This window comes from Cognatiluteimonas sedimenti, assembly GCF_022808325.1.
Lineage (GTDB): Bacteria > Pseudomonadota > Gammaproteobacteria > Xanthomonadales > Xanthomonadaceae > Cognatiluteimonas > Cognatiluteimonas sedimenti.
Genome location: NZ_JALGCL010000003.1, coordinates 212,216 through 237,170 on the forward strand (window position 1 = coordinate 212,216; position 24,955 = coordinate 237,170).

At 69.9% G+C, this 24,955-nt stretch carries 11 protein-coding genes; all 11 read left to right on the top strand.

Features of this window, described 5'->3' with window-relative positions:
* Positions 1-408 precede the first annotated feature (408 nt).
* The 11 genes from MQC88_RS10200 (at position 409) to MQC88_RS10250 (ending at position 24,880) form a co-directional block, all read left to right on the top strand.
* Positions 409-1,749 carry a hypothetical protein gene (locus MQC88_RS10200; protein WP_243321659.1) on the top strand — a complete coding sequence of 447 codons (1,341 nt, stop codon included), beginning with the start codon at positions 409-411 and terminating at the stop codon, positions 1,747-1,749.
* Between the two features lie 105 nt (positions 1,750-1,854).
* Positions 1,855-7,650, top strand: coding sequence for a type I polyketide synthase (locus MQC88_RS10205; RefSeq protein WP_243321662.1), 5,796 nt, complete (start codon positions 1,855-1,857; stop codon positions 7,648-7,650).
* A 55-nt stretch (positions 7,651-7,705) separates the two neighbouring features.
* Complete coding sequence (locus tag MQC88_RS10210) at positions 7,706-8,617, top strand: sulfotransferase family protein (RefSeq protein WP_243321663.1); 912 nt, start codon at positions 7,706-7,708, stop codon at positions 8,615-8,617.
* Positions 8,610-9,065, top strand: a complete 456-nt coding sequence (locus MQC88_RS10215) for a hypothetical protein (protein WP_243321665.1) — start codon at positions 8,610-8,612, stop codon at positions 9,063-9,065. The genes MQC88_RS10210 and MQC88_RS10215 overlap by 8 nt, the downstream gene beginning before the upstream one ends.
* A 7-nt stretch (positions 9,066-9,072) precedes the next feature.
* Positions 9,073-10,629, top strand: a complete 1,557-nt coding sequence (locus MQC88_RS10220; protein WP_243321667.1) for an efflux transporter outer membrane subunit — start codon at positions 9,073-9,075, stop codon at positions 10,627-10,629.
* Complete coding sequence (locus MQC88_RS10225) at positions 10,626-13,079, top strand: HlyD family secretion protein (RefSeq protein WP_243321669.1); 2,454 nt, start codon at positions 10,626-10,628, stop codon at positions 13,077-13,079. The genes MQC88_RS10220 and MQC88_RS10225 overlap by 4 nt, the downstream gene beginning before the upstream one ends.
* 28 nt (positions 13,080-13,107) lie before the next feature.
* Positions 13,108-16,281, top strand: a complete 3,174-nt coding sequence (locus MQC88_RS10230; protein WP_243321670.1) for an SDR family NAD(P)-dependent oxidoreductase — start codon at positions 13,108-13,110, stop codon at positions 16,279-16,281.
* On the top strand, positions 16,268-21,151 hold the full coding sequence (locus MQC88_RS10235; protein WP_243321673.1) for a type I polyketide synthase: 4,884 nt from the start codon (positions 16,268-16,270) through the stop codon (positions 21,149-21,151). Before MQC88_RS10230 ends, MQC88_RS10235 begins: the two co-directional genes overlap by 14 nt.
* A 109-nt stretch (positions 21,152-21,260) precedes the next feature.
* On the top strand, positions 21,261-22,325 hold the full coding sequence (locus MQC88_RS10240) for an alpha/beta fold hydrolase (RefSeq protein WP_243321675.1): 1,065 nt from the start codon (positions 21,261-21,263) through the stop codon (positions 22,323-22,325).
* Positions 22,322-23,788 carry a hypothetical protein gene (locus MQC88_RS10245; RefSeq protein WP_243321677.1) on the top strand — a complete coding sequence of 489 codons (1,467 nt, stop codon included), beginning with the start codon at positions 22,322-22,324 and terminating at the stop codon, positions 23,786-23,788. The genes MQC88_RS10240 and MQC88_RS10245 overlap by 4 nt, the downstream gene beginning before the upstream one ends.
* 156 nt (positions 23,789-23,944) lie before the next feature.
* On the top strand, positions 23,945-24,880 hold the full coding sequence (locus MQC88_RS10250) for an alpha/beta hydrolase (RefSeq protein ID WP_243321678.1): 936 nt from the start codon (positions 23,945-23,947) through the stop codon (positions 24,878-24,880).
* The last annotated feature ends 75 nt before the right edge of the window (positions 24,881-24,955 follow it).

Here is a 24,955-nt window from a genome sequence, read left to right on the forward strand (position 1 = left end):
CGTGGCGGATACGGCGTCACGAAACGATGCGACCAGTAGTCCTTGCCGCCGAACGGCGACCGCTCAGCGCCCGGCGCACCATTGGGCTGCCTTGGGGCAGGAAGTGACGCTGCTGGGCGCAATGGCCGGTAGCGCCTCGAAAACGCGTCTATTTCCCTGGGTGGGGACTTCCAGCCCGGGTGGACGAACCGCCCGGCACGTTTCTCGCTAAGGACATTGACATCAAGCCGGGACGCAAGCGCGCCCGGCGCTGGACGGGGGTTCCACCATGGAAAGAAAACTCGTTGCCTTCGTGGTCCTGGACAGCGTGCCCGGGGGGTGGTGTGGAACGCGTCGCCGGGCCCGGTCTCCAGTGCGACCGTGAACCGTGATGGGGCTTTCGCCGGGAATTTCCGTTGCGGGGCGCCCTTGGCCGTGCACGCGGTGCGCCTCGGGGTCCCGCAGGTGAAGGGCAAGGCGGTTGCGGCGACAGTGGCCGGCCGGGTGGCGGTCGCACATGTTGTGGGTTTGCGATTGGCGGAGGGGCTCATGAAACGGAAACCGGGCAAATGGACCCATGCCGTCCAGCGAATGGCGCTGGTCGCCTGTATCGCTTGTGGCTGCGCGGGTAGCGCGTTTGCCGCGGTGACCATGCTCGATGGCACGCCCACGACGATGCAAAGCAACACGGAGCGGATGATTTCGTTGCGCCACCAGGAACACATGTGGGAAACGTCCGACGGGGCGACCCACGTGATCGTCAATCGCGGCGAACTCACGGCCGGCGACAGCTTGCAGCTGTATTCCACCTTCGACCATGGGTTGACCTGGGTTGCCGGACCACGCCTGTCATACAGTGACCGGTACTCGACTTCAGATGGTTATCTGGCCGGCGACATCCTCTACCTGACGCATGCCACGCCCGCAGGCGCGATACGGTTCACGCGTCTCCAGTACGTGCCCGGCTCGGGGACATGGTCACAGCTCTCCTCGGAGTTGGCGTACTTCGGCGGCGATCGCGCCGTGGCCATCAATCCAGCCATGGCTGTGGACGCCCTGGGCACGATCTGGATCGCCTTCGTCGCCACCGACACCGCCACCGGCAACAATTACATCAAGATGCTGCGCAGTACGACTGTTCCGCGCGTCTGGGCGGATACCGGCTTCGTATTCGGCGCGGTCGACAACGCGTCCATCGAGCGCAGCGCGCGCCCGGTGGCGACGGCCACCGGAATCGGCATGGTCTACACCGTGCACGAGAAGATCTACTGGGCTTCGCGGGAGAACTCCTGGAAGCCCAGCACTGCCTGGAAGCGGCAGCAACTGTTCTCCAGCACCGCATCGGACAACGATCCGTACGCAAGCCACTTCAGCGTTGCCGCCGATGCGGCCCGCAACATCCATATGGCGATCTCCGATGGCGGGCGCGTCGGATACTTCCGCTTCGATGCGCCCAGCCGCGTCTGGAGCGTCAAGTGGCTCAGCAACGACATCAATGCCGGCTACATCCAGACGACGGTAATCGATGGCAGTGTCGTCGTGGCGGCCAACTACAACAGCGACGTGCTCGTGTTCCGCAGTGTGGATGGCGGTGGCAGTTTCGAGGTGTCGCACGCCCTCGTGCATCCGGACCCGCCTTCCCCCGAGGTCAGCTACCAGTATCCGCGAATCGAGACGACGGCTACCACGAACGGACCGATGCTGCTGCTGCAGCAGTACGTCGACAGCGACGTCCAGCGGCTGCTGCTTTTCAACGTGCCGCTGCCATGAATGCGTCGCGTGCAGGCGTGACAGTTGCCGGACTGGCCGCCGGCCGACGTTCAACCGCACGTGGGCGCCCCCGCCACGGCAACCGCGACAGGAGTCGCTGCAGCAATGCCTGAATTCACCAGCCTCGTCTTCACGCCCGCGGGCCTTTGCCACGCGGACCTCGCCATCGCCGCCTGCCGCGCCGGGGGCGTGGGCATCGTCAACGGCGAACTGCAGGTCGACAGCGAGCCGGTCCGGCGCGCGCTGGACGCGCTGGCCGCAGCCGTCGGCAGCGACTACGGTGCCAGGCTCGACCGCATCGATGCGGAGATGGCGGCGGCGTTGCGCGACCATGTCCGGCGCGGGCTGCGCTGGCTGGTCGTCGATGCCGGGATGGTGCCCGGCGAGCAGGCCTTGCTGCAGGAATTGCGCCAGGCGGGGGTCAGGGTGCTGGCGGAAGTGGTGACGCCGCACTGGCCGGGCACGCCGCTGGAAGCGCTGGTCGATGGCCTGCTGCTCAAGGGCAACGAGGCCGGCGGTTTCGTCGGCGAGGACGCCAGCTTCATCCTGCTGCAAAAATGGCGTGGCCGCACGCCATTGCCGCTCTACATCCGCGGCGGGCTGACTCCGCACGCGGCGGCGGCCTGCAGTGCGGTCGGCGTCGCCGGCGGGGTGCTCGATTCGCAGCTGCTGATGCTCGACGAAGCGCGCGTGCCGGCGTCGCTGCAGGCGGTGCTGGGCAATCTCTCCGGCAGCGAGACGGTTGCGGTCGGCGACGGCGAACAGGGCGAATACTTCCGCCTGCTGCTGCGCCCGGGGTACGACGCAGCCCGTGGATTCGTGGCCGCGGGCGAGGGCCTGGGGTTTGCGGCCCTGCGCGAGCTGGCGGCCGGGCGGGCCGACTGGAGCCTGCCGCAACAGGCGTTGCTGCCGATCGGCCAGGACGTCGCCTTCGCCGCGCCGTGGCGGACGCAATACCGGCACCTGGGCGCGATCCTCAAGGCCATTTCGGCGGCGATCGACAGCCACCTGCGCATGGCGGTCGAACATGCTCCCGTGGCCGAGGACGCGCCGCTGGCCAAGGCCCTCGGGCTGCGTTATCCGCTGGTGCAGGGGCCGATGACGCGGGTGTCGGATACCGCCGAGTTCGCGAAGTCCGTCGCCCAGGGCGGCGCCCTGCCGATGGTCGCGTTCGCGCTGCTCAAGGGCGAGCCGCTCGACAAGCTGCTGGCGCGGACGAAGCAACTGCTCGGCGACCGCCCCTGGGGCATCGGCCTGCTCGGCTTCGCGCCGCAGTCCTTGCTGGACGAGCAACTCGCCATCGCGATCCGGTACAAGCCCGACTACGCGATCATCGCCGGTGGCCGTCCCGACCAGGCCGTGCACCTGGAGCAGGCCGGCGTGCCGACGTTCCTGCACGTGCCGGCGGCCAAGCTGGTGCCGATGTTCCTGCGCGAAGGCGCCCGCCGCTTCATCTTCGAGGGCCGCGAATGCGGGGGCCACATCGGCCCGCTCAGCAGCTTCGTGCTGTGGAGCTCGATGGTCGACCAGCTGCTGGCGGAACTGGCTCCCGGCAAGATCGATGCCGGCGAGGTCCAGGTGCTGTTCGCCGGCGGCGTGCACGACGCGGTCTCCTCGGCGATGGTGCAGGTGCTGGCGGCGCCGCTGGCCGCGCGCGGGGTCAAGGTCGGCGTGCTGATGGGCAGCGCCTACCTGTTCACCCGCGAGATCGTCGCCAGCGGTTCCATCGTCCCGCAGTTCCAGCGCGAAGTGCTCGACTGCGAGCGCACGGTCAATCTCGAGTCCGGCCCCGGCCATGCCAGCCGCTGCGCGTACACGCCGTTCGCAGGCGAATACATGAAAAAGCGCATGGAGCTGCGCGAACGGAAGGTGCCGGGCGACGAGGCGCGCCAGGTGCTGGACCAGCTGATCCTCGGCCGCCTGCGCATCGCCTCCAAGGGGCGCGTGCGCGACGCCGAAGGGGCGCTGCAGCAGCTGTCGGTCGACGAACAGCGCAGCGAAGGCATGTACATGCTCGGCCAGGTCGCGACGCTGCGCGCGGACGTGACCGACATCGAGGCCTTGCATCGCGAGGTCACCGACGATGCCGCCGCGCTGTTGTCGGAACGCTTGCGGCAGCGCGCGGACGAGGCCGCGGCTGCGCAGGACGTGGCCGGCAACCCGGCGGACATCGCCATCGTGGGCATCGCCAGCGTGTTGCCCAAGGCCGCCGACAGCCGCCAGTACTGGGAAAACATCCTGTCCAAGGTCGATGCGATCACCGAGATTCCCTCGCATCGATGGGACTGGCGCCTGTACTTCGACGCCGACCGCAACGCCCGCGACAAGATCTACTCGAAGTGGGGCGGCTTCCTCGACGACCTCGTGTTCGACCCGACGAAGTACGGCATGCCGCCGAAGTCGCTGGAGTCGGTCGACCCGATGCAGCTGATGTCGCTGGAAGTCGCGCAGCGCACGCTGGTCGATGCCGGCTACCACGAGAAGGCGTTCGACCGCGAGCGCGCCTCGGTGATCATCGGGGCCAGCGGCGGCGCCGGCGACGTCGGCACGCAGTACGGCATCCGTTCGGAATGGCCGCGCTTCAACGGCACGTTGCCGGAAGAAGTCGCCAAGCGCCTGCCCGAGTGGACCGAAGACACCTTCGCCGGCTTGCTGTTGAACGTGGTGCCCGGGCGCATCGCCAGCCGACTCAATTTCGGCGGCGTGAACTTCACCACCGACGCGGCCTGCGCCTCGTCGCTGGCGGCGGTGTACCAGGGCGTGAGCGAACTGGTCGCCGGGCGCAGCGATTTCGTGCTCGCCGGCGGCGTGGATACCGTGCAGGGGCCATTCGGCTACCTGTGCTTCAGCAAGACCCAGGCGCTGTCCCCCCGCGGCCGCTGCTCGACCTTCTCCGCCGATGGCGACGGCATCGTGATTTCCGAAGGCATCGCGATGATCGCGATGAAGCGCCTGGCCGATGCCGAGCGCGATGGCGACCGCATCTACGCGGTGATCAAGGGGGTCGGCGGCAGCAGCGACGGCTACGCCAAGGGCCTGACCGCGCCGCTGCCCGCCGGGCAGTTGCGGGCGATGCGGCGCGCCTACGCGCAGGCCGGTTTCGGCCCGGCGGACGTGCAGCTGTTCGAGGCGCATGGCACCGGTACCGTCGCCGGCGATACCGCGGAGCTGGAAAGCACGACTTGCCTGATCGCCGAGGCCGGCGGCAAGCCGCGCCAGGCCGCGATCGGCTCGGTCAAGACCCTGATCGGCCACACCAAGGCCGCGGCGGGCGTCAGCGGGCTGCTCAAGGCCACCATGGCCCTGCACCACCGCGTGCTGCCGCCGCACGGCAACACGGCCAACCCGAACGCGATACTGCGCCGGGACGACAGCCCGCTGTACCTGCTCGACGAGCCGCAACCGTGGCTGGCCGCGCCCGATGGCGCGCCGCGCCGCGCCGCGGTCAGCGCGTTCGGTTTCGGCGGCACCAACTTCCACATCGCGCTGCAGGAATACGCCGGCGAGTACCGGCAGTGGCTGCGTCCGGCCGGCGCCAGCCGGCAATGGCCGGCGGAGCTGCTGCTGTGGAGCGCGCCGGACCGCGAGTCGCTGCTGGCGCGCGTCACCACGCTGCAGGCGCAGCTTGCCGATGCCCAAGACGTCGCCCTGCGTGATCTCGGCGCGAGCCTGGCCGAGCGCTGGCAGCCGGGCCGCGAAACCCTGGCCATCGTCGCGAAGGACCTCCGCGACCTCGGTGCGCAACTGGACAGCGCGGCGAAGTACCTGCGCGGCGAGTCCCAGGCGCTGCCGCCGACGGTGCGCCATGCACCCGCCGGGCAGGCGCCCGGCAAGCTGGCGCTGCTGTTCCCCGGCCAGGGGTCGCAGTACACCGGGATGCTGCGCGAACTCGCGCTGCATTTCCCGGTCTGCGCGCAGGCGCTGTCCGACGCCGACCGCGTGCTCGCAGGCGAATTCGCGCAGCGCTTCGGCGACGACGCCACGCTCAGCCGCTTCATCCTGCCGCGCGGCGCCTACGACGACGAACGCAAGGCGCAAGCGCGCCAGGCGCTGACCAGCACCGACGTGGCCCAGCCCGCGCTCGGCGCGGTCGAAGTGGCGATGCTGCGACTGCTGCGCGAGTTCGGCGTCGACGGCGACATGGCCGCCGGCCACAGCTACGGCGAGTTCGTGGCGCTGCACGCCGCCGGCGCGATCGACTTCGACGCGCTGATGGCGCTGTCCGCCGCGCGCGGTCGCTATATCGTCGACGCCGCGCGCGCCCAGGGCAGCGAGCTCGGCACCATGGCCGCGGTCCGCGGCAGCCGCGAACAAGTCGAACAGGCGATCGCCGGGATCGACGGCGTGGTCGTCGCCAACCACAACGCGCCGGCGCAGACCGTCGTGTCCGGCTCCCACGCGGGCATGGAAGCGGCGCTGCAGGCGCTGGCCAAGGCCGGGATCGAGGCGACGATGCTGCCGGTCGCGGCGGCATTCCATTCCAGCCTGGTGAAGCCGGCGCGCAACGCGCTGGCGGCCAGGATCGAGGCCACGCCCTGGCGCGAGACCGCGATGCCGGTGTACTCGAACGCGAGCGCAAGGCCGCATTCGTCCGATGTCGCCGCCACCCGGCGCGCCATGGCCGAGCACCTGGTGCAGCCGGTCGAATTCGTCGCCGAGATCGAGGCGATGCACGCCGACGGCGCGCGGGTGTTCCTGGAAGTCGGGCCGAAATCGGTGCTGAGCGGCCTGGCCGCGAAGATCCTCGCCGGCAAGCCACACGTGGCGATCGCGCTGGACAACGGCACCGGCCTGCCGGGACTGTTGACCGCCTTTGGGCAATTGCTCGCCGCCGGCATCGCGCTGGATCCGCGGCGCCTGTTCGCCGGTCGCGACTGCCGCGTCGGCGACGCATCGCAACTGCAATCGCTCAAGCCCGACACCACCCTGCCCAGGACCGCATGGCTGCTCAACGGCAGCAAGGCGCGGCGCGCAAGCGAGCCGATGCCGCAGATTGGCGTGACCCTGGAACAGGCGAGCCAGCCTGCCGCGGTGCCGGCACCGGTCCCCGCCGCTGCGTCCAGCGCGGCCAGGCCGGAGCCGGCGCCGCAGCAACCAGTCGCGGTCGCCGCCCCGCGTGCGGTTGCGCCGCAATCCATGACCCGCCCAGCCGCCGCTGGGCTTTCCAGCAACAGGCAAGGCCGCGCAATAGAGGAACGCCACATGTACGAGCGCAAACCAGCAATGACGGCCGATGCCGCCGTCATGGCGAATTACTTCGACACGATGCGCCAGTTCCTGGAAACCCAGGGACAGGTGATGGCCGCGTACATGGGCGAGGCCGCGGCCGCGCATGTGGCCGCGGCGCGTCCGGCGCGCATCGCCGCGCCGACCGCCACGACCATGCCGGCGCAGCCGCCGCTGCGGACCCTGGCACCCGCGCCGGTCGCGGCACCGGCACCTGCGGCTCCGATCGAAGTCGCGGTCGCTGCCATGCCGGCCGCCGCGCCAGCGCCGTTGATCGAGGTGGCGGTGCCGCACGTCAATGGCGTCGACAAGCCGCTGCCTGCCGCCGCAGCGGCTGTGGCGGGCGCAGAGCTCGGCCGCGAAACGCTGGCCGACCTGCTGCTCGGGATCATCGAGGAGAAGACCGGATACCCGCGCGACATGGTCGGCCTGGATCAAGGCCTGGAAGCGGACCTGGGCATCGATTCGATCAAGCGCATCGAAGTGGTCGGTGCGATGCTGCAGGCGTTGCCCGAGCAGATGCGCGAAGCGCTCACTGCCAGCCGCAGCAAGCTCAACACCCAGGCGACGCTCGACGGGATGCTCGACATCCTGGTGGAAGCCGCGCCGGGCGCCAATCCGGCCCCCGCCACCAGCGTGCGCGCATTGCACGCCGACGAACGCCGCCGCGCCTGAGGCGGGCGGATGTCCACGCCGAGAAGACGCACTTGAGTGCCGTACCCGACCGCCAATGACAGCCCCTCTTTTCCTCCTGGCCCCGCCCAGGTCCTACACCTCGCTGGTCAACGCAATGCTGGGCCAGCACCCGCAGGCCTTCGGCCTGCCGGAGCTGTGCCTGTTCAACGTCGAGCGGCTGGTCGAGCTGTGGGTGGGGGTGGAGGGCGAGAACGCCGAGCGCGGGGCGATGGCGCGACACGGCCTGATGCGCGCGGTGGCCGAGATCTACGGCGGCGAACAGACCGCCGCGACCGTGAACATGGCGCGGGCATGGGCTTCGGTGCGCGAGGACTGGGATACCGGGCGCGTGTTCCAGGAGATCGTCGCCCGCATCCATCCGCTGGTGGCGGTCGAGAAGAGCCCGTCCTACGCGGTCGCCGTGCCACGCATGCGCGGGTTGCTGAAGGCGTTCCCCGATGCCCGCTTCCTGCACCTGATCCGGCATCCGATCGCGCAGGGCAAGTCGGTGATGGCGATCAATGAAGGCGCGTTCACGATGCGGATGAACGCGTTCGAGATCGGCGAGGATTTCGCCGTCCTCGAGCCACAGATCGCATGGCACGACGTCAACCAGAACATCCTCGACTTCCTCGACGAAGTGCCGCCGGCGCAGCAGATGCGCATGCGCGGCGAAGACATCATGGCCGATCCGCGCACCCACCTTGGCGCGATCGCGCGCTGGGCGGGGCTGCGCGACGACGACGAGGCGATCGAGGAAATGATGCATCCGGAGCGCTCGCCGTTCGCGTGCTTCGGCCCGGTGACGGCGTTGTTCGGGAACGACCCCAACTTCCTCGGCGGACCGACCTTCCGCCCGCACAAGCCCAAGATCCTGCCGCTGGACGCGGAGCTGCCGTGGCGCAAGGACGGCCGGCGCCTGTATCCGCAAGTGGTGGAAATGGCAAACGAGTTCGGATATGTCTGAAAACGCGAAAACGACCGCCAACGTGCATCCCGGCAACATCGCCGCGGGCGCCAAGTCCAAGCGCGAGCGCCTGTCGCCGGCGCCGCTCGACCCCCTGACCGGGCGCTCGGATCCGTCGTTGCTCAAGCCGCACCAGGCCGCGCTGCGGCAGGCGGTCGTGGATACGTTCAACGCCAAGAAGGCGCGCTCGTTCCTGCAGAAGCAGGTCCACCACATCAGCACCAACCGCGAGCTGGCCGAAGGCATCAAGTTCCTGTTCGACGAGCACGGCCGCCCGCCGGCCAACGTGCCGCTGGAGGACATCATCGACGAGCGACGGATGGTCGAATACCACCTGATGTGGGTCGAGGGTGTCCTCAGCGAACTGCGCCACCGGCTGATCAAGATCAGGGAAGTCGAGGACTACGCCCTGGAAATGCTGTCGCGCGCCGGCCACCAAGATGACTGAGGACCGCATGCCCCAAGGATCGACAACCCGCGCCGGCAACGCCCGCGCCCTGCCTGCCGCGTTGCGGCGGCGCGGCAGCCTGGCCCTGGCGTGCGCGGTGGTGCTGGCGCTCGCCGGCTGCACCACGCTCGGCCCGGACTACCAGCGCCCGGACGTGCCGCTGCCGCAAGCCTGGCGCAGCCCGCAGGCGCAAACCCGCGATGTCGTCGACACGGCCTGGTGGCAGGCGTTCGGCGATCCCTCGCTGGACCACCTGGTCGCGTCCGCGATCGACGCCAACAAGGACCTGATGCTGGCGACGCTGCGGGTCGAGGAGTTCGACGCGAAGCTGCAGATCAGCCGCGCCGATGGCCGGCCGCAGGCCGGCTACTCGGCGTCGGCGCAGCACCAGCGCTACAGCGAGCAGCGGCCGGTGCTGCTGCCGCCGCGGATCGATCCGATCCAGGACGCATTCGAGGTGGGTACCAACCTGAGCTGGGAGCTCGACCTGTGGGGCCGCGTCCGCCGCGCCAACGAAGCCGCGCGCGCCGACCTGATGGCCACCGAGGATGCCCGGCGCGCGGTGATGCTCACCGTGGTCACCAGCGTGGCCACGAGCTACATCCAGTTGCTCGCGCTGGACCACGAACTGGAACTGGCGCGACAGACCCGCAGCAACCGCGGCGACGCGCTGGCGCTGGTGCAGAAGAAATACGAAGGCGGTGCGGCGACGCGCCTGGACGTCGCCAAGGCCAGGGCCGCGATGTACGACGTGTCGGTGGCGATCCCGGACCTCGAGCGCCAGGTCGCGGCGCTGGAAAACGCGATCTCCTTGCTGCTGGGGCGCAACCCCGGCGCGATCGCGCGCGGCAAGCTGGAGGGGCTGGTCCTGCCACCGGTACCGCAGGGCATCCCGTCGGACGTGCTGGCGCGCCGCCCGGACGTGATGGAGGCCGAGCAGAACCTGGTCTCGGCCAACGCCCGCATCGGCGTGGCCAAGGCACAGTATTTCCCGACGATCTCTTTGACCGGCCTGCTCGGCCTGGGCAGCAACGAACTCGGCAACCTGTTGCAGCATTCGGCCACCACCGGCGCGATCGGCGCCGGCCTGCTGGGCACGATCTTCAGCGGCGGCCGCATCAAGGGCGACATCCGCCGGACCGAGGCGGTCCAGAAGCAGATGCTGGTGAAGTACCAGCAGGCTATCCAGGTCGCGCTGCGCGAAGTCGAGGATGCGCTGGTGTTCCGTGCCAAGGCCGGGGAGATCGCGACCGCGGGCGAGCAGCAGGTCGATGCGCTGCGCGATGCGCTGCAGCTGTCGAGCGCGCGCCATGAAGGCGGCCAGTCGAGCTACCTGGACGTGCTGGACGCGCAGCAGGACCTGTACGAGGCGCAGGACAAGCAGGTCGGTCGCCAGCGCGACACCTACCTGGCGCTGGTCTCGATCTACAAGGCCATGGGCGGCGGCTGGATGGTGGAACAGGACCGCATCCGCGCCGCCGGCACCGCAGAAACCGCAGTAGCGCTGGCCCCGGCGGCCGGCGCGCAGGCAACGACAGAGACACGACCGGATTCCAGCCAATGAACGAGCCGAGCAAGAAGATCGTCCTTCCCGCCTACCTGATCCGGCGCCTGGAAGCCTTCCGCATCAGCAAGGGCAGCGAACACAGCTACGTCGTGCGCGACAAGCTGTACGGCAAGACCTACGACTTCGATCCATGGCAGTTCTTCATCCTCGAAGTGCTGCCGGGCTGCGAATCGCTGGAGAAGCTGCAGGCGGTGTTCCGCGACCGCTTCGACCGCAACATCACCGCGCAGGAGCTCGAGGGGCTGTTCGCGTCGATCGCCGACCAGAAGCTGTTCGACGAAGCGGCCCTGCAGCATCCGCTGCTGGAGCCTTACGCCAGGCGCACCTTCGAGGTCGTCGAAGGCAAGGCCGTGCACAAGTCCTTCAGCGCGATGGTCGGCCAGGGCGGCGGTGCACCCGCGGCCGCGCCAGAGGCGCCCAGCCACGATGAAGCGTCGTCCGCCGACGTCGATGCGCGGCTGCCGCCGGGCGTCGAGGAAGCGGTCGGCCTGGATTCGCGCGCCGCGACCCGGATGCTCGACCTGTTCGACCCGCGGCCCCTGCTGCGGCTGTTGTCGCCGCTGGTCCGGCCGCTGCGCTACGCGGCCTACGCGTTGCCGGTGGTGCTGCTGGTGGCGGTCATCCTCGTCGCCAGGAACTGGCACCTGCTGACCAGCGACCTCGGCGAGCTGCATTCGCGGCTGAGCCTGTTCGGCCGCATCGTGTTCGTGCTGTTCACGGTCAACGTGCTGGCCACGATCAACCTGGCGTTCGTGGCGCATGCGTTCCGCGTCACCGTCGATCGCATCGGCCTGACCCTGCTGCTCGGGTTCATCCCGCGCTTCACCACCCACATGACCGGGGTCGCGCAGCTCAACCGGCGCGAGACGATGTGGCTGCACGGCTCCAACCTGGTGCTGCGCCTGTTCCTCTTCAGCTTCGGGGTGCTGCTCTGGTACAACACCCGCGACCACCAGGGCACGCTGCCCGAGCTCGGGCTGATGTTCGTGCTGACGGTGGGCGCCAGCCTGGTGCTGGAAGCAGGCAACCCGCTGGCAAAGGGCAGCGCCTATTTCCTGCTCTCGGCCTACCTCAACGAACGGCACCTGCGCGGCAAGTCGTACAAGGCGCTGATGAACAAGCTGCGCGGCGGCGTCTACCAGTCCGCGGACAGCAACGCGCTGGCGCTGTACTCGCTGGCGACGATCACCTACCTCGTCGGCCTGATCCTGTTCCTGGGCATCGGCCTGCTGGAATGGCTCAACGGCCACCTCGACCTGGGTGGCTCGGCGTTGCTGATTGCCGGCGGTTTCGTCGGCTACCTCCTGTGGCGCAACTACGTCGGCCTGAAGAAGTTCGGCGACACCTACGAGCGCATGCAGCAGTTCGACCGTTGGCGCAAGCGCACCCTGGTCGCCGAGGACCTGTCGGAGGGCGAGGTCGCCAAGCCGCGGCCGGGCTACTGGCGGCGCGCGCTGCTGGTGTGCCCGCTGCTGCTGCTGTTCGTTCCCTATCCGTATGACGTCAGTGGTTCGTTCTCCATCTATCCGGTGCGCAGGCAGGTGTTGTCGACCGACACGCCCGGCCTGGTCGAGACGGTTTATTTCGACGGCGGCGAAAGCGTCAAGAAGGGCACCGTGATCGCGCGGCTGGCCGGCGACGAGTACTCGGGTCAGATCAAGGTGCTGGACGCGCGCATCCAGCAGCAGGCGGCGGTGGTCGCCGACCTGCAGGCCCGGCCCAAGCTCGAGGAAGTGCAGGTCGCGCAACAGGCGCTTGGCGCCGCCAGGACCAGCGCGCGCTTCAGCCGCGAGAAGGTGCCGCGGATCGAGAAGCTCTATGCCGCCGGCGCGATGTCGTTCGAGGAGCTCGATGCCGCGCGCAAGCAGCGCGACACCGATGCGATGGAGGTGGGCGAGCGGCTGGCGGACCTGAACCTGGTCAAGACCGGCCCCACCGACGAGCAGATCGCGGCCGAGCAGGCCAAGCTGGCGAGCCTGCAGCAGGAGCGCAACGTCTACGTCGACAAGCTCGAGCGGACAGTGATCCGCATGCCGTTCGACGGCAACATCCTGACCCTGCACCTCAAGGACCGCACCAACAGCTACCTCGACAAGGGACAGCCGCTGGCGACGATCGAATCCACCGGCACGGTCACCGCCGAGATCGCGGTGCCGGAATCGGACGTGCAGTACGTCGAGCCCGGCGCGACCGTGCGCGTGCGGCCGGTGGCCTTCTTCAATCGCCAGTTCGAAGGCACCGTGGCGACGCTCGACCGCAACGTCACCACCGAGTCGTTCGGCAGCACGGTCAAGGTCATCGCCACGATCGACAACCACGATGGCAGGTTGAATACCGGGATGACGGGCGTGGCGAAGATCCGCGGAGAGACCATGCCGGTGTGGAAGGCGTTCTCGCAGGCGATCATCCGCTTCGTGAAGGTGCAGGTCTGGTCATGGATCCCGTGACGGGCACGCAGGGCCAGGGCGGACAGGCATGAGCGGCAAGACCGATCCGGAGATCCTTTCGGCGTATTTCGCGACCATGCGCCAGTTCCTGGCGACGCAGTCGCGGGTCATGTCCGCGTTCCTCGGCCAGGCACCGGCCGCCGTGGAAACGGAGGCTCCGATGGTTTCGCTGGCGGCTGCGTTCCAGGCCGCCGCACTCGCGCCCGCGGCGCCCCAGGCGCTCGTGCCCGTGCCCGTGCCGGTCGCGGCATCGGTGCCGATCACGACGCCCGCGGTCGCGGCACCGGTCGCCGCCGCGGCTCCGGCCGAGGCCGCTGCCGCGGTTGCAGGCCATGCGGAGGGACCGTCGCGGGCCGCGCTCGTCGACCTGCTGCTCGGCCTGGTCGAGGAGAAGACCGGTTATCCGCGCGACATGGTCGGGCTGGAGCAGAACCTGGAAGCCGACCTGGGCATCGACTCGATCAAGCGCATCGAGATCGTCGGCAGCCTGCTGCAGCGGCTGCCGTCGCACCACCGTGAAGCCCTGGCGGGAGATCGCAGCCGGCTGAACACGCAGGCAAGCCTGCAGGGCATGCTCGCGGTGGTCGAGCAGGCCGCGACCGCCGCCGTGGCGCGGACGGCAGCCGACACGGCGGCCGCGGAAGCACCGGCAGCGGCCGTGGCGAGCGCCGTCGAGGTCGCGCCGCCGCGCGCGGTGATGCGCCCCCGGCGCGAACCCCTGCCGCCGCAGGCGGCCCGGCGGCTGACGCCCGGGCACTTCGTGCTCACCGGCGACCGTCTCGGCGTTGCCGCGGCGCTTGCGACCACGCTGCGCGCGCGTGGCATCGAGGTCACCCTCATCGAACCGGCGCTGCTCGCCGACGAAGCAACCCTGCTGCAGTGGTGTGCCGGGTTCGACGCCCAGGCGATCGCCGGCATCGTCCACCTGGCCGCGCTGGGGACCCCGCCGCTGTCGCAGGAGGCCGGCCCCGCGCAATGGCGGCAGGCGCTCCAGGACCACGAGAAGTCGCTGTTCCTGCTGTTGCGGGAGCTGTGGCCACGCCTGGCCGAGGACGCGCACGTGGTCGCCGCCAGCGACCTGGGCGGCCTGTTCGGGCGCGACGGCTCCGCTGGCGACGAGCTGCGCCTGGTCGCCGGCGCGGTCGGCGCGGTGAAATCGCTGCGCGCCGAGCGCAGCAGCCTGCGGGTCAAGGCGGTGGACCTGGAGCCAGGGCGCACTGCGGCGCAGCTGGCCAGCGAACTGCTGGACGAGATCGAGCTCGATGGCGGTCGCATCGAAGTCGGCTATCCCGACGGCCAGCGCACCGTGTTCCATACCGTTGCCGAGGACGTCGTCGCGGATCCCGCGCGCGAGGCCGCGTTGTCGGAACTGGTGGTGCTTGCCACCGGCGGCGCCCGCGGCATCACCGCCGAAGTCCTGCGCGAACTGGCGCGTCCCGGCAACACCCTGGTGCTGACCGGGCGCAGCACGCTGCCGGGGCAGGAACCGGAAGACACCGCTTCGCTGCCCGACGCCGAAGCGCTGCGCCTGCATTACGTCGCCCAGGTGCGCAGCGGCGCCGCGAAGCTGACCCCGGGCGAGATCCAGCGCCGGGTACAGGGCGTGTTGGCGCTGCGCGAAATGCGTGCCAACCTCGCCGACCTGCGCGCCGCCGGCGCCGCGGTCGAATACCACGCCATCGACGTGACCGACGAGGATGGCGTCCGCGGCCTGGTCCAGGACGTGGTCGCGCGCCATGGGCGCATCGACGGCATCGTCCACGGCGCCGGCGTGATCGAGGACAAGCTGCTGGCCGACAAGCGCAGCGACAGCTGGTCGCGCGTGGTTGAAACCAAGGTCATCGGCCTGCTGCTGCTGCAGAAGTGGGTGCATCCGTCGCGGCTGAAGTTCCTCACCGTGTTCAGCTCGGTCGCGGGACGCTACGGCAACAGCGGCCAGTCCGATTACGCGACCGCGAACGAACTGATGAACCGGATGTGCCTGGCGTTGCAGGCACGCTGGGGCGAGCGCGTGGCCGTCAGCGCGCTGTGCTGGGGGCCGTGGGGCGCGACCAAGTTCGGCGCCGGCATGGTGACCGCAGACACCGAAGCCAAGTTCGCGGCGCAGGGCGTGCGGCTGGTTTCGGCGGCACTGGGACGGCGCTTGTTCCGCGAGGAACTCGCGCGCGCCGCGGGCACGCCGGTCGAGGTGGTCTGCGGCGAAGCGCTGTGGGATTCGCGCGAAGCCGAGCTCGGCGTGATCCGTCAGCAGGCGGCGGCGATGGATGCCGCGGTGGCGACCGGCCCCTTGATCGAGGGCAGCCAGGAGCTCGCGGGTCCGGGAGGCGAGCGGATCCTGCCGCTGCTGCTCGACCCGCGACGCCACCGCTACCTGCACGAGCACGTGCTCGACGGCAAGCCGGTGCTGCCGGCCGCGGTCGCGCTGGAGCTGATGGCCGAGGCCGCGCGCACGCTGTGGCCGGGCTGGCGCGTGGTCGAGGTGCGTGAGCACAAGCTGCTCAAGGGCGTGGAACTCAGCGGCCTGGCGCTGGAAGGCGCGGCGCGCAACCTGCAGGTCCGGATCGCGCCGCCGCCCTATGGCAGCAGCGAAGGCTTCGACGTCGTGGCGTCGCTGCAGAGCGAGCTCGGCGGCGGTCGCGCCATGACCCACTACCGCTGCGTGGTGCGGCTGGAACAGCTGCTGCCGCCGGCGGCGCGCGCCGAGCGCGTGTTCCACGACGACAAGGCGCTGGCCGTGGCCAAGGCCTACGACGAATGGCTGTTCCATGGCCCGCGCTTCCAGGTCATCGAAGACATCGACGGACTGTCGCCGGCGGGCGCGGGCGCGCGCGTGCGCAGTACGCAACCGGCGCAGTGGCTCGACGATGCCGCGGCGGATGCGCCTGCGTGGATCTTCGACCCCGGCCTGCTGGACGCAGCCGCACAGATGGCGTGGCTGTGGTCGCGCGCCTATCGCGACGAATCGGCGCTGCCGACCCGTTTCGGGCGCGTGGTGCGCTATCGGGACCGGTTCCCCGCGCGCCTGCACATGCAGTACACCCGGATCCCCACCGACGATCCGACCCTGATCCGCGGCAACGTGCTGTTCCTCGACGAGCACGGCGAGGCGGTCATGGCGATCGAGGAACTCGACAGCGTGGCCAGCGCCGCGCTCAACCGCTTCGGCGGCACGGCACGGGAGGCGGCGCATGTCGCGGCTTGAACCGGTGGGCCCGGCCCCGGCCATTGCCGATGCGGGATCCGCGCAGGCCGCGGCGGCATCCACGCCGATCGCGATCATCGGCATGGCCTGCATCTTTCCGCAGGCGCCGGACCTGCACGGGTTCTGGAACAACGTGCTCGAGGGCGTGGATGCGATCGGCGAACCGGTCGCGGACTGGGGCGCGCAGCGTTACCTGGAGGCCGGGCGGATCAAGACCCCGTTCGGCGGCTACCTGAAGGACCTGTATCGCTTCGACCCGCGCGAGTTCGGGATCATGCCGAACTCGGTGGCCGGCGGCGAGACCGACCAGTACCTGGCGTTGCGCGTCGCGCGCGATGCGCTGGCCGACGCCGGTTACCTCGATCCCGCCGCCGACCATTCGGAAACCGGCATCGTGCTCGGCCACAGCGCCTACCTGCATGCCGGCCAGGTCACCGTCATCCAGAACAACATCGTCCTCGACCAGACCATGGACCTGGTCCGTGCGGCGATCCCGCACATGGGCGAGGACGCGCTGCGCGAACTGCGCGGCATGCTGCAGAAGAAGCTGCCGCCCACCAACGCCGACAACGCGCCCGGCCTGGTCCCGAACATGATGACCGGGCGCATCGCCAACCGGCTCGACCTGCGCGGGCCGAACTACGTGCTCGACGCGGCCTGCGCCTCGTCGCTGCTGGCGGTGGCCGCGGCCGCCGACGAACTGCGCGCCGGGCGCAGCCGGATGATGCTCGCCGGTGGCGTCAACGCAACCCTGCCCGCCGACGTCAACGCCAGCTTCACCCAGCTCGGCGCGCTCAGCGCGCGCGGCAAGGTGCGCCCGTTCGAGGCCGGCAGCGACGGCACCCTGCTCGGCGAGGGCCTGGGCGTGGTGGTGCTCAAGCGCCTGGACGACGCCATCGCCGACAACGACCGCGTGTACGCGGTATTGCGCGGCGTCGGCCATTCCAGCGACGGCCGCGGCACCGGCCTGCTCGCGCCCAGCCACGACGGCGAAACCCTCGCGATGCGCCGCGCGTACGCGGCGACCGGCGTCGATCCGGCCACCGTCGACCTGGTCGAGGCGCATGGCACCGGCATCCCGCTGGGCGACCAGACCGAGATTGCCTCGCTCAAGTCGGTGTTCGGCGGGCGCAGCGCGCCGGTCGGCACCAAGGCGCTGGGCTCGGTCAAGTCGATGATCAGCCACTGCATCCCGGCCGCGGGCATCGCCAGCCTGATCAAGATGTCGCTGGCGCTGCACCACCGCACGCTGCCACCGACGCTGTGCGACCGGGTCAATCCCGAACTGGGCATCGACCAGACCCCGTTCTACGTCAATACCCGCACCGCGCCGTGGATGGCGCCGCCCGGGCAGCCGCGCCGCGCCGCGGTCAATTCCTTCGGCTTCGGCGGCATCAACGCCCACGCGATCCTCGAGCAGGCGCCGGAAGCGGCGCGCGTGCCGGGGCAGATGACCGACTGGCCGGCGGAACTGTTCGTGCTGTCGGCCGACAGCGCCGCGGCGCTGGAGCAGAAACTCGAGCGCCTGGCCGCTACGGTCGAGCGCAATCCGTCCTGGCGCCTGCCGCAGATCGCGGCGGCGCTGGTGCAGGAAGATGCAGGCGCCGGGCATCGGGTCGCGATCATCGCCAAGGATGCGAAGACACTGGCCAGCGGCATCGGCCAGGCGCTGTCGAAGGTGCGTGCAGGCAACGTCGGCGCGGGCCCGGGCGGCCGTGGCCGCGTGTTCTACGACCACCGCCGCAACGACGGCAAGCTCGCCTTCGTCTTCCCTGGCGAAGGCTCGCAATACCCGCACATGCTCGCCGACCTGGCGCTGTGCTTCGACGAGGTGCGCCAGTGGCTGGATTTCTGGCGCGGCCTGTACGGCCTGCCGGCCGGCGAGGCGCGTACCGACATCGTGTTCCCGAGCAGCGAAGTCGACGACGCGCGCCGCGCGTTGCTCGAGGAGCGCCTGCACGCGATGGACGTGGGGTCCGAGGCGGTGTTCGTCGGCGGCATGGCGATGCACGCGCTGTTGTCCTCGCTCGGCGTGCGCGCCGACGTGATGCTCGGCCACAGTTCCGGCGAGTCGGCAGCGCTGGCCGCCTGCGGCGCCAACGCCGCGTCCAGCGCACAGGAACTGGCCGACTGCATCAGCAGGCACTACGCGGTCTACGACGCATTGCTGCAGTCCGGCAAGATTCCGGTTGGCGCGCTGCTTGCCGTCGGCGCACTGCCGGCGGAAGAGGTCGACCGCTACCTCGCGCAGCAGGGCCGCGACGTCCAGGTGGCGATGGACAACTGCAGCAACCAGATGGTGCTGTACGGCAGCGCCGCCGACATCGCCCACGTGCAGGACGGCCTCGCGCATCTGGGTGCCATCTGCATGCCGCTGCCGTTCGACCGCGGCTACCACACCCCCGCGTTCGCCGAAGTCAGCGCTGCGTTCGAGCAGTACTACGGGGACATCGGCCTGGAGCGGCCGAAGCTGCCCTTGTATTCCTGCGCGTCGGTCGGGCTGTTCCCGGACGACCCGGCGCAGGTGCGCGCGCTGGCCGCGGGGCAATGGTCGCAGAAGGTTCGCTTCCGCGAGACCATCCGCCGGATGCACGACGACGGCGTGCGCGTGTTCGTCGAGGTCGGCCCGTCGGGCAACCTCACCGCTTTCGTCAACGATATCCTCGCCGACCGCGACTGCCTGGCGTTGTCGAGCAACGTGCGCCGCAGGAACGGCGTCGAGCAGCTGCTGGCGACGCTCGCGCAGCTCTACGTCGCCGGCCGCGAGCTCGACCTCGGCAAGTTGTACGGCCGGCGTGAACTTGTTGCCGTCGACCTCGACGCTACCGCCAGCGTGCGCCAGCCGCCGGTGCTGGACAACACCATGCCGATGGTGCGGTTGAACGAGGACGAACGCGAGCAGGTCCGCAGGCTAGCGCAGGCGCCGTCGCCGGCGGGCGTCGCGGCGGCCGTCGCGCCGGCGGCAACGGCCGCCGGCGTGGCCGAAGCCGACGCGGCCGGCGCCATGCCGCCAGTCGCTGCGCCGGCGCCGGACGACGATGGCCGCGCGCGCGTCATGTCCGAGTACTTCGACATCATGCGCGACTTCCTGGACCAGCAGCGCGGCCTGATGGAAGCACTGCCGCATGCAGCCGCTGTGGGCATGCCGCAGGCGGCGGAAACACTGCACGACGTCGACAGCCGGACGCCGTTGCTGGACCACATCATCGAGCACGACGACGCGCACCTGTTGGCCGCTTGCCACGTCAGCCTCGAGCACGACCAGTTCATCCGCGACCACGTGCTTTCCGGCCCGGTATCGGAAAGCGATCCGGACCTGTTCGGGTTGGCCTGCGTGCCGTTCATGGTCAGCCTGGAACTGATGGCCGAGGCCTGCGCGGCGCTGGCGGGTCGCTACGACGTCAGCGTGATCGAGAACGTCAAGGCCTTCGACTGGATCGCGCTCGACGACGGCGCGCTCGACGTCGAGGTGCATGCGCGCGTGATCGACCGCGCGCGCAACCACTATGCCGCGCATGTGACCACGCCGCGCGGGATCGCGGTCAGCGCCGAGTTCCGCTTCGAGCGCGACTGGCAACTGGCCGAAGTGGCGCCGCTGGCCGACCCGCGGCCCTGGAACATCCACGTGCCGAGCCTGTACACCACCGACCGCCATGCCATGTTCCATGGCCCGGTGTTCCAGAGCATCCGCGAAATCCTCGCCTGGGACGACACCGGCATCGACGTGCGCCTGAGCGAGGTCGGGCTCGCGGACTTCTTCGCCCCCGGGCATACGCCGCAACTGGTGCTCAACCCGGTGCTGCTCGACGCCCTGAGCCAGGTCGCGCCGTGCTGGCTGGTGCAGTACGTGGGCCCGGAATTCCATTCCTTCCCCTCGCACATCGACCGCATCGAGCTGTACGAACCGTGCCCGGCCGACCGCGAAGGCGTGGTGGTGCGCGGGCGCCAGCGCCCGGCCGACGGCGTCAGCACCGACATCAACGCCCCGCGCGACTGGCAGTTCGACTGCGTTGACGGCGAGGGCCGGGTGCTGTTGCGCTGCCGCGCGATGGGCAACCTGTTCTTCCGGGTGCCGCCGAGCTACCACATGGCGCGCGTCAACCCGCTGCAGGGCTTTCTCGGCGCGCCGGCCGAGCCGCTGGCCGTGGACGGCGTGGCGTTGTGGGAACTGCCGCTGATCCCGGGGGAGCTGTGCACGCAGTCCGGCGGGATCTGCATGCGCGTGCTTGCGCACGTGCTGTTGAGCGAACAGGAACGCGGGCAGTGGCGGGTGCTGCAGGGTTCGGTGCGCCGGCATCGCGAATGGCTTTCCGGGCGCGCCGCGCTGAAGGAAGCGGTGCGCTGCTGGATCCACGCGCAGACCGGGCAACTGCTGTACTCGGCCGACATCGTGGTGCTGCACGACGAGCATGGGGCGCCGTACGTCGACGGCTGGTGGAACGGTTCGCTGGTCGATGCGCCGCGGGTTTCGCTGTCGCACAGCGGCGAGTCGTGCCTGGTGGCGCTGGCGTCGCCGGACGTGCCTGTCGGCGTCGACCTGGAGGGCCTGGGGCGCGTCAAGCAGCCCGAGCTGGTCGCGCAGTCGCTGGCCCCGCACGAGCAGGGTCTGGTCTACGGGCTTGCCGGCGCCGCGCTCGAGGAACGCGTCCTGCGCCTGTGGTGCGCCAAGGAAGCCGCCGCCAAGTGCCTGGGCATCGGGCTGCAGGGCGAACCGGCCGGTTTCGCCATCCGCCAGGCGGACGCTGCCTGCGAAAACATGCGGGTGGAGCATCCCCTGGGCATGGTCGACACCCGGGTCGTGCGCCGCGGCGACACCATCATCGCGGTGGCGACGCCTGCGATCATGACGGACATGGAGGCCTACGCATGAACACCCCGCGCCCGCGCGCCGCGCACGTCGAAACGCTGCGCGCCACCAGCGCCGCCAGCATCGGCGCAACGACCACGCAGCGGCCGCTGCGCGGAAACAGGAAGTAGTCGTGCCGACAGCGATCGTCAACGGGGTGCGCTTGAACTACGTCCAGGCCGACGACGGCGGCGATGGCGTGCGCGAGGACCTGGTCATGGTCCATGGCCTGGCCACCAACCTCGCGTTCTGGTACCTGCCGTTCGCGCCCGAGTTCGCGCGCCGCTTTCGCGTGACCCTGCTCGACCTGCGCGGCCACGGCCGCTCGGACATGCCGGCCGACGGCTATTCGCCCGGCGTCATGGCGCGTGACCTCGCCGGGCTGCTGGACCACCTGCACATCGACCGGGCGCATTTCATCGCCCACAGCTTCGGCGGCGTGGTGGCCTTGAAGCTCGCCTGCGAACAACCGCGCCGTGTCAGCAGCCTGGTGCTCGCCGATTGCCACATCGCGGCGGTGCGCAGGCTCGAGGCGGACCAGCAGTGGCGCTACGGCCGCGAGCTACAGCCGATCCTGGACCGGCACGGCCTCGACCTGGATACCCAGGACCCCTACTTCGGCTACCACCTGATCACGCGCATGGCGCAGTGGCAGCTGCAGGGCGCCAGCGTGCCGGAGGAACTGGCCGAACTGGTCAGTCCGCTGATGGGCAGGTCGGCGCGGCGCACCGCGCAGCAATGGCTCACCCTGATGGACACGACGTCCGCGCGGGCGCAGATGATGGGCGACGACGGCCTGGCACTGTCGGAACTGCGCGCGCTGCGCTGCCCGATGCTGGCGCTGTACGGCGACAACTCGCATGCCCGCCTGACCGGCGAAGCCCTGCTGGACGTGTGGCCGCAGGCCGAGTTCCGGCGCGTGCGCGATGCCGGGCACTTCTTCCCGGTATCGCGGCCGCTGGCGGTGATCTCCGATTGCGAACGCTTCTGGGGCGGCGATTTTTCCGCCGAGCGCCGGCGCAACCGCGCCGGCGAGGCGCGCCGCAACTACATCCGCGGCGATCGCGTCTTCATGGAGGACGGCGCCTGGTACTTCATGACCCGGGAACAATGCCGCATGGGGCCGTTCGCCAATCGCGACGATGCGTACGCGGAAATCGCGGCGATGTTCGCGCCGGCACCGGCGGTGACGGCATGAGCGGGCCGGCGGTGAACCGGCTGGGCATCCCGCGCGGCTTCGGCAAGCATGATTTCCGGCGGATCGCCGAACGCGGCTTCGGCGACGGCCACAATTCGTACACGCACTCCATGGCGTGGTTCAAGGGCCGCCTCTACGTCACCACGATGCGCGACAACTTCGCGCTGATGCGCTCGCGGCTGTCGCTGGGCATCGACATGTGGCCGGTCGAGTGCCCGCAGGATCCGTTCGAGCTGGACCTGCGCGCGGAGATCTGGGCCTACGATCCCCTGGCCGACAGCTGGGAGCGCGTGTTCAAGTCGCCGATGATCACCGGCAGCCACGGCAAGCAGATCCCGCGCGACATCAGCTATCGCGCCATCGCGGTCTACGATCGCGACGGCGCCGACCCGCAGAAGCTGTTCATCAGCACCTGGTCGCCGGCGCGCGGACCGGGGCCGGTGATCATGGCGACCGAGGACGGCCGCAACTTCGAGGTCACCTGCGAGCCCGGCCTGGTCGGGTTGCCGGTGACCACGATCCGGTCGATGGTGCCGTTCAAGGGCAAGCTGTACACCACCCCCGCGGGTTCGCGCGGCGGCAACACCAATGTCTCGGGGCATTCGGTGATCTACGAAAGCAGCGATCCGGCGCGCGGCGGCTGGCAGCCGGTGAGCGACTTCGGCTTCGGCGACGTCGGCAACAAGTCGCTGCACGAAGTGTGCGCCTGGGGCGACCACCTCTACGTCGGCACGCTCAACCACGCCGGCTTCCAGCTGTGGCGCAGCACCTGCGAAGGCGACGCGCCGTACCTGTGGGAGCGGGTGCTGGAACAGGGAGCGGGCCGTGGGCCATTGAACCAGGGCGTGCTCAGCCTGTTCCCGTTCAAGGGCAGCCTGTACATCGGCACCGGGATCCAGGGCGGCGGCATCGACCGCCAGAACAACATCGGCCCCGGCGCCGCGGAACTGATCCGGCTGCATCCTGACCTGAGCTGGGACCTGATCGTCGGCACTCCACGCGACACGCAGCAGGGCCGCAAGGAACCGCTGTCGGGCCGGCTGGCCGGCTTCGACAACTTCTTCAACGGCTATTTCTGGCGCATGTGCGAGCACGACGGCTGGCTGTACATGGGCACGTTCGAATGGAGCAGCATCCTGGGCTACGTCAACCGCAGCCGCTGGCCCGGAGCCTTCGCCGATGTCGTCGCCCACGTCGGGCCGCAGAACATCCTCGACTACCAGTCCGGGTTCGACCTGTACCGCAGCTTCGACGGCGAGAACTGGGTGCCGGTCACCACCAACGGCATGGGCAATCCGTACAACATGGGGTTGCGCACGCTGGCCTCGACCCCGCACGGCCTGTTCATGGGCACCGCCAACCCGTGGGGGCCGAAAATCATGCCGCTGGACGGCTCAGGCTACGTCCACAATCCACGTGGCGGCTGCGAGGTCTACCTGGCCTCGCACGACCCCCGGCCGTGACCGCGGCGCAGGCGAAACCCAGGCTGAACGCCGCCGCCGGCGGCGGTCGCGGGCATCACCCGGACGTGCCTTGCGGTGTGCAAGTATCGCCGGCGCAACCGATGGCGGCCTTCGCCGCCATGTCACCGAGGATGGAAGCCGATGATGGTCTCGTCGATGGGAAAGCTCATGGTCGCCCTGGTGTTGACGGGCGTGATGATGGCGCCGGCGTGTTCCGGCCAGAACATGCGTGACCGCTTCAAGCAACGGATGGCCGAGCGCCGCGCGGCCGGCCCTGCCGACGGCCAGCCGCGCCGGGCTGGTCGCATGGAGCCGGTGGTGCTGCCCAACGGCGCGCAACTGGAACGCGATCTTGCCTACGGTCCGGATCCGGAACAACGCATGGACGTGTACCGGCCGGCGAACGCGCGCAACGCACCGGTCATCTTCATGGTGCATGGCGGCGGCTGGGCGCGCGGCGACAAGGAAGCCGCGGGCGTGGTCAACAACAAGGTCGAGTACTGGCTGCCCAAGGGCTACCTGGTGGTGTCGGTCGGCTACCGGCTGGTGCCGCAGGTAACCCCGCTGGGCGAAGCCGACGACATAGCGCGCGCGCTGGCGTTCGCCCAGGGCAGGGCGAAGGCTTGGGGTGCCGATCCGTCGCGCTTCGTGTTGATGGGCCATTCCGCCGGCGCGCACCTGGTCACCCTGCTGAGCGCGGATCCGTCGATCGCCACCCGCGCCGGCGCCGGCTCGTGGCTGGGCACCGTCTCGCTGGACAGCGCCGCATACGACGTGGTCCAGATCATGGAGCAGCAGCATTTCTCGCTCTACGACAAGGCCTTCGGCAACGACCGCGAGCTGTGGCGCGCGGCCTCGCCGACGCTGCGCCTGAGCCGCGCGCCGGTGCCGATGCTGCTGGTGTGCTCCAGCCGGCGCGCCGACGCCTGCGCGCAGGCCCAGGGCTTCGCCAGCAAGGCCACCTCGCTGGGCGGCAAGGTCCAAGTCGCGCCGATCGACCTGCGTCACGGCAACATCAACGCGCAGCTGGGCACGCCCGGCGAGCTCACCGCGCGGGTCGACGCCTTCCTGCACTCGCTGGGATTGCCGTAGACGGCGGGGCCGCAGCGGCGTTTCCCGTGACCTTCGTTCGCCCGTGGCCGCGCATTGCGCGGCCACGGCGCGTTT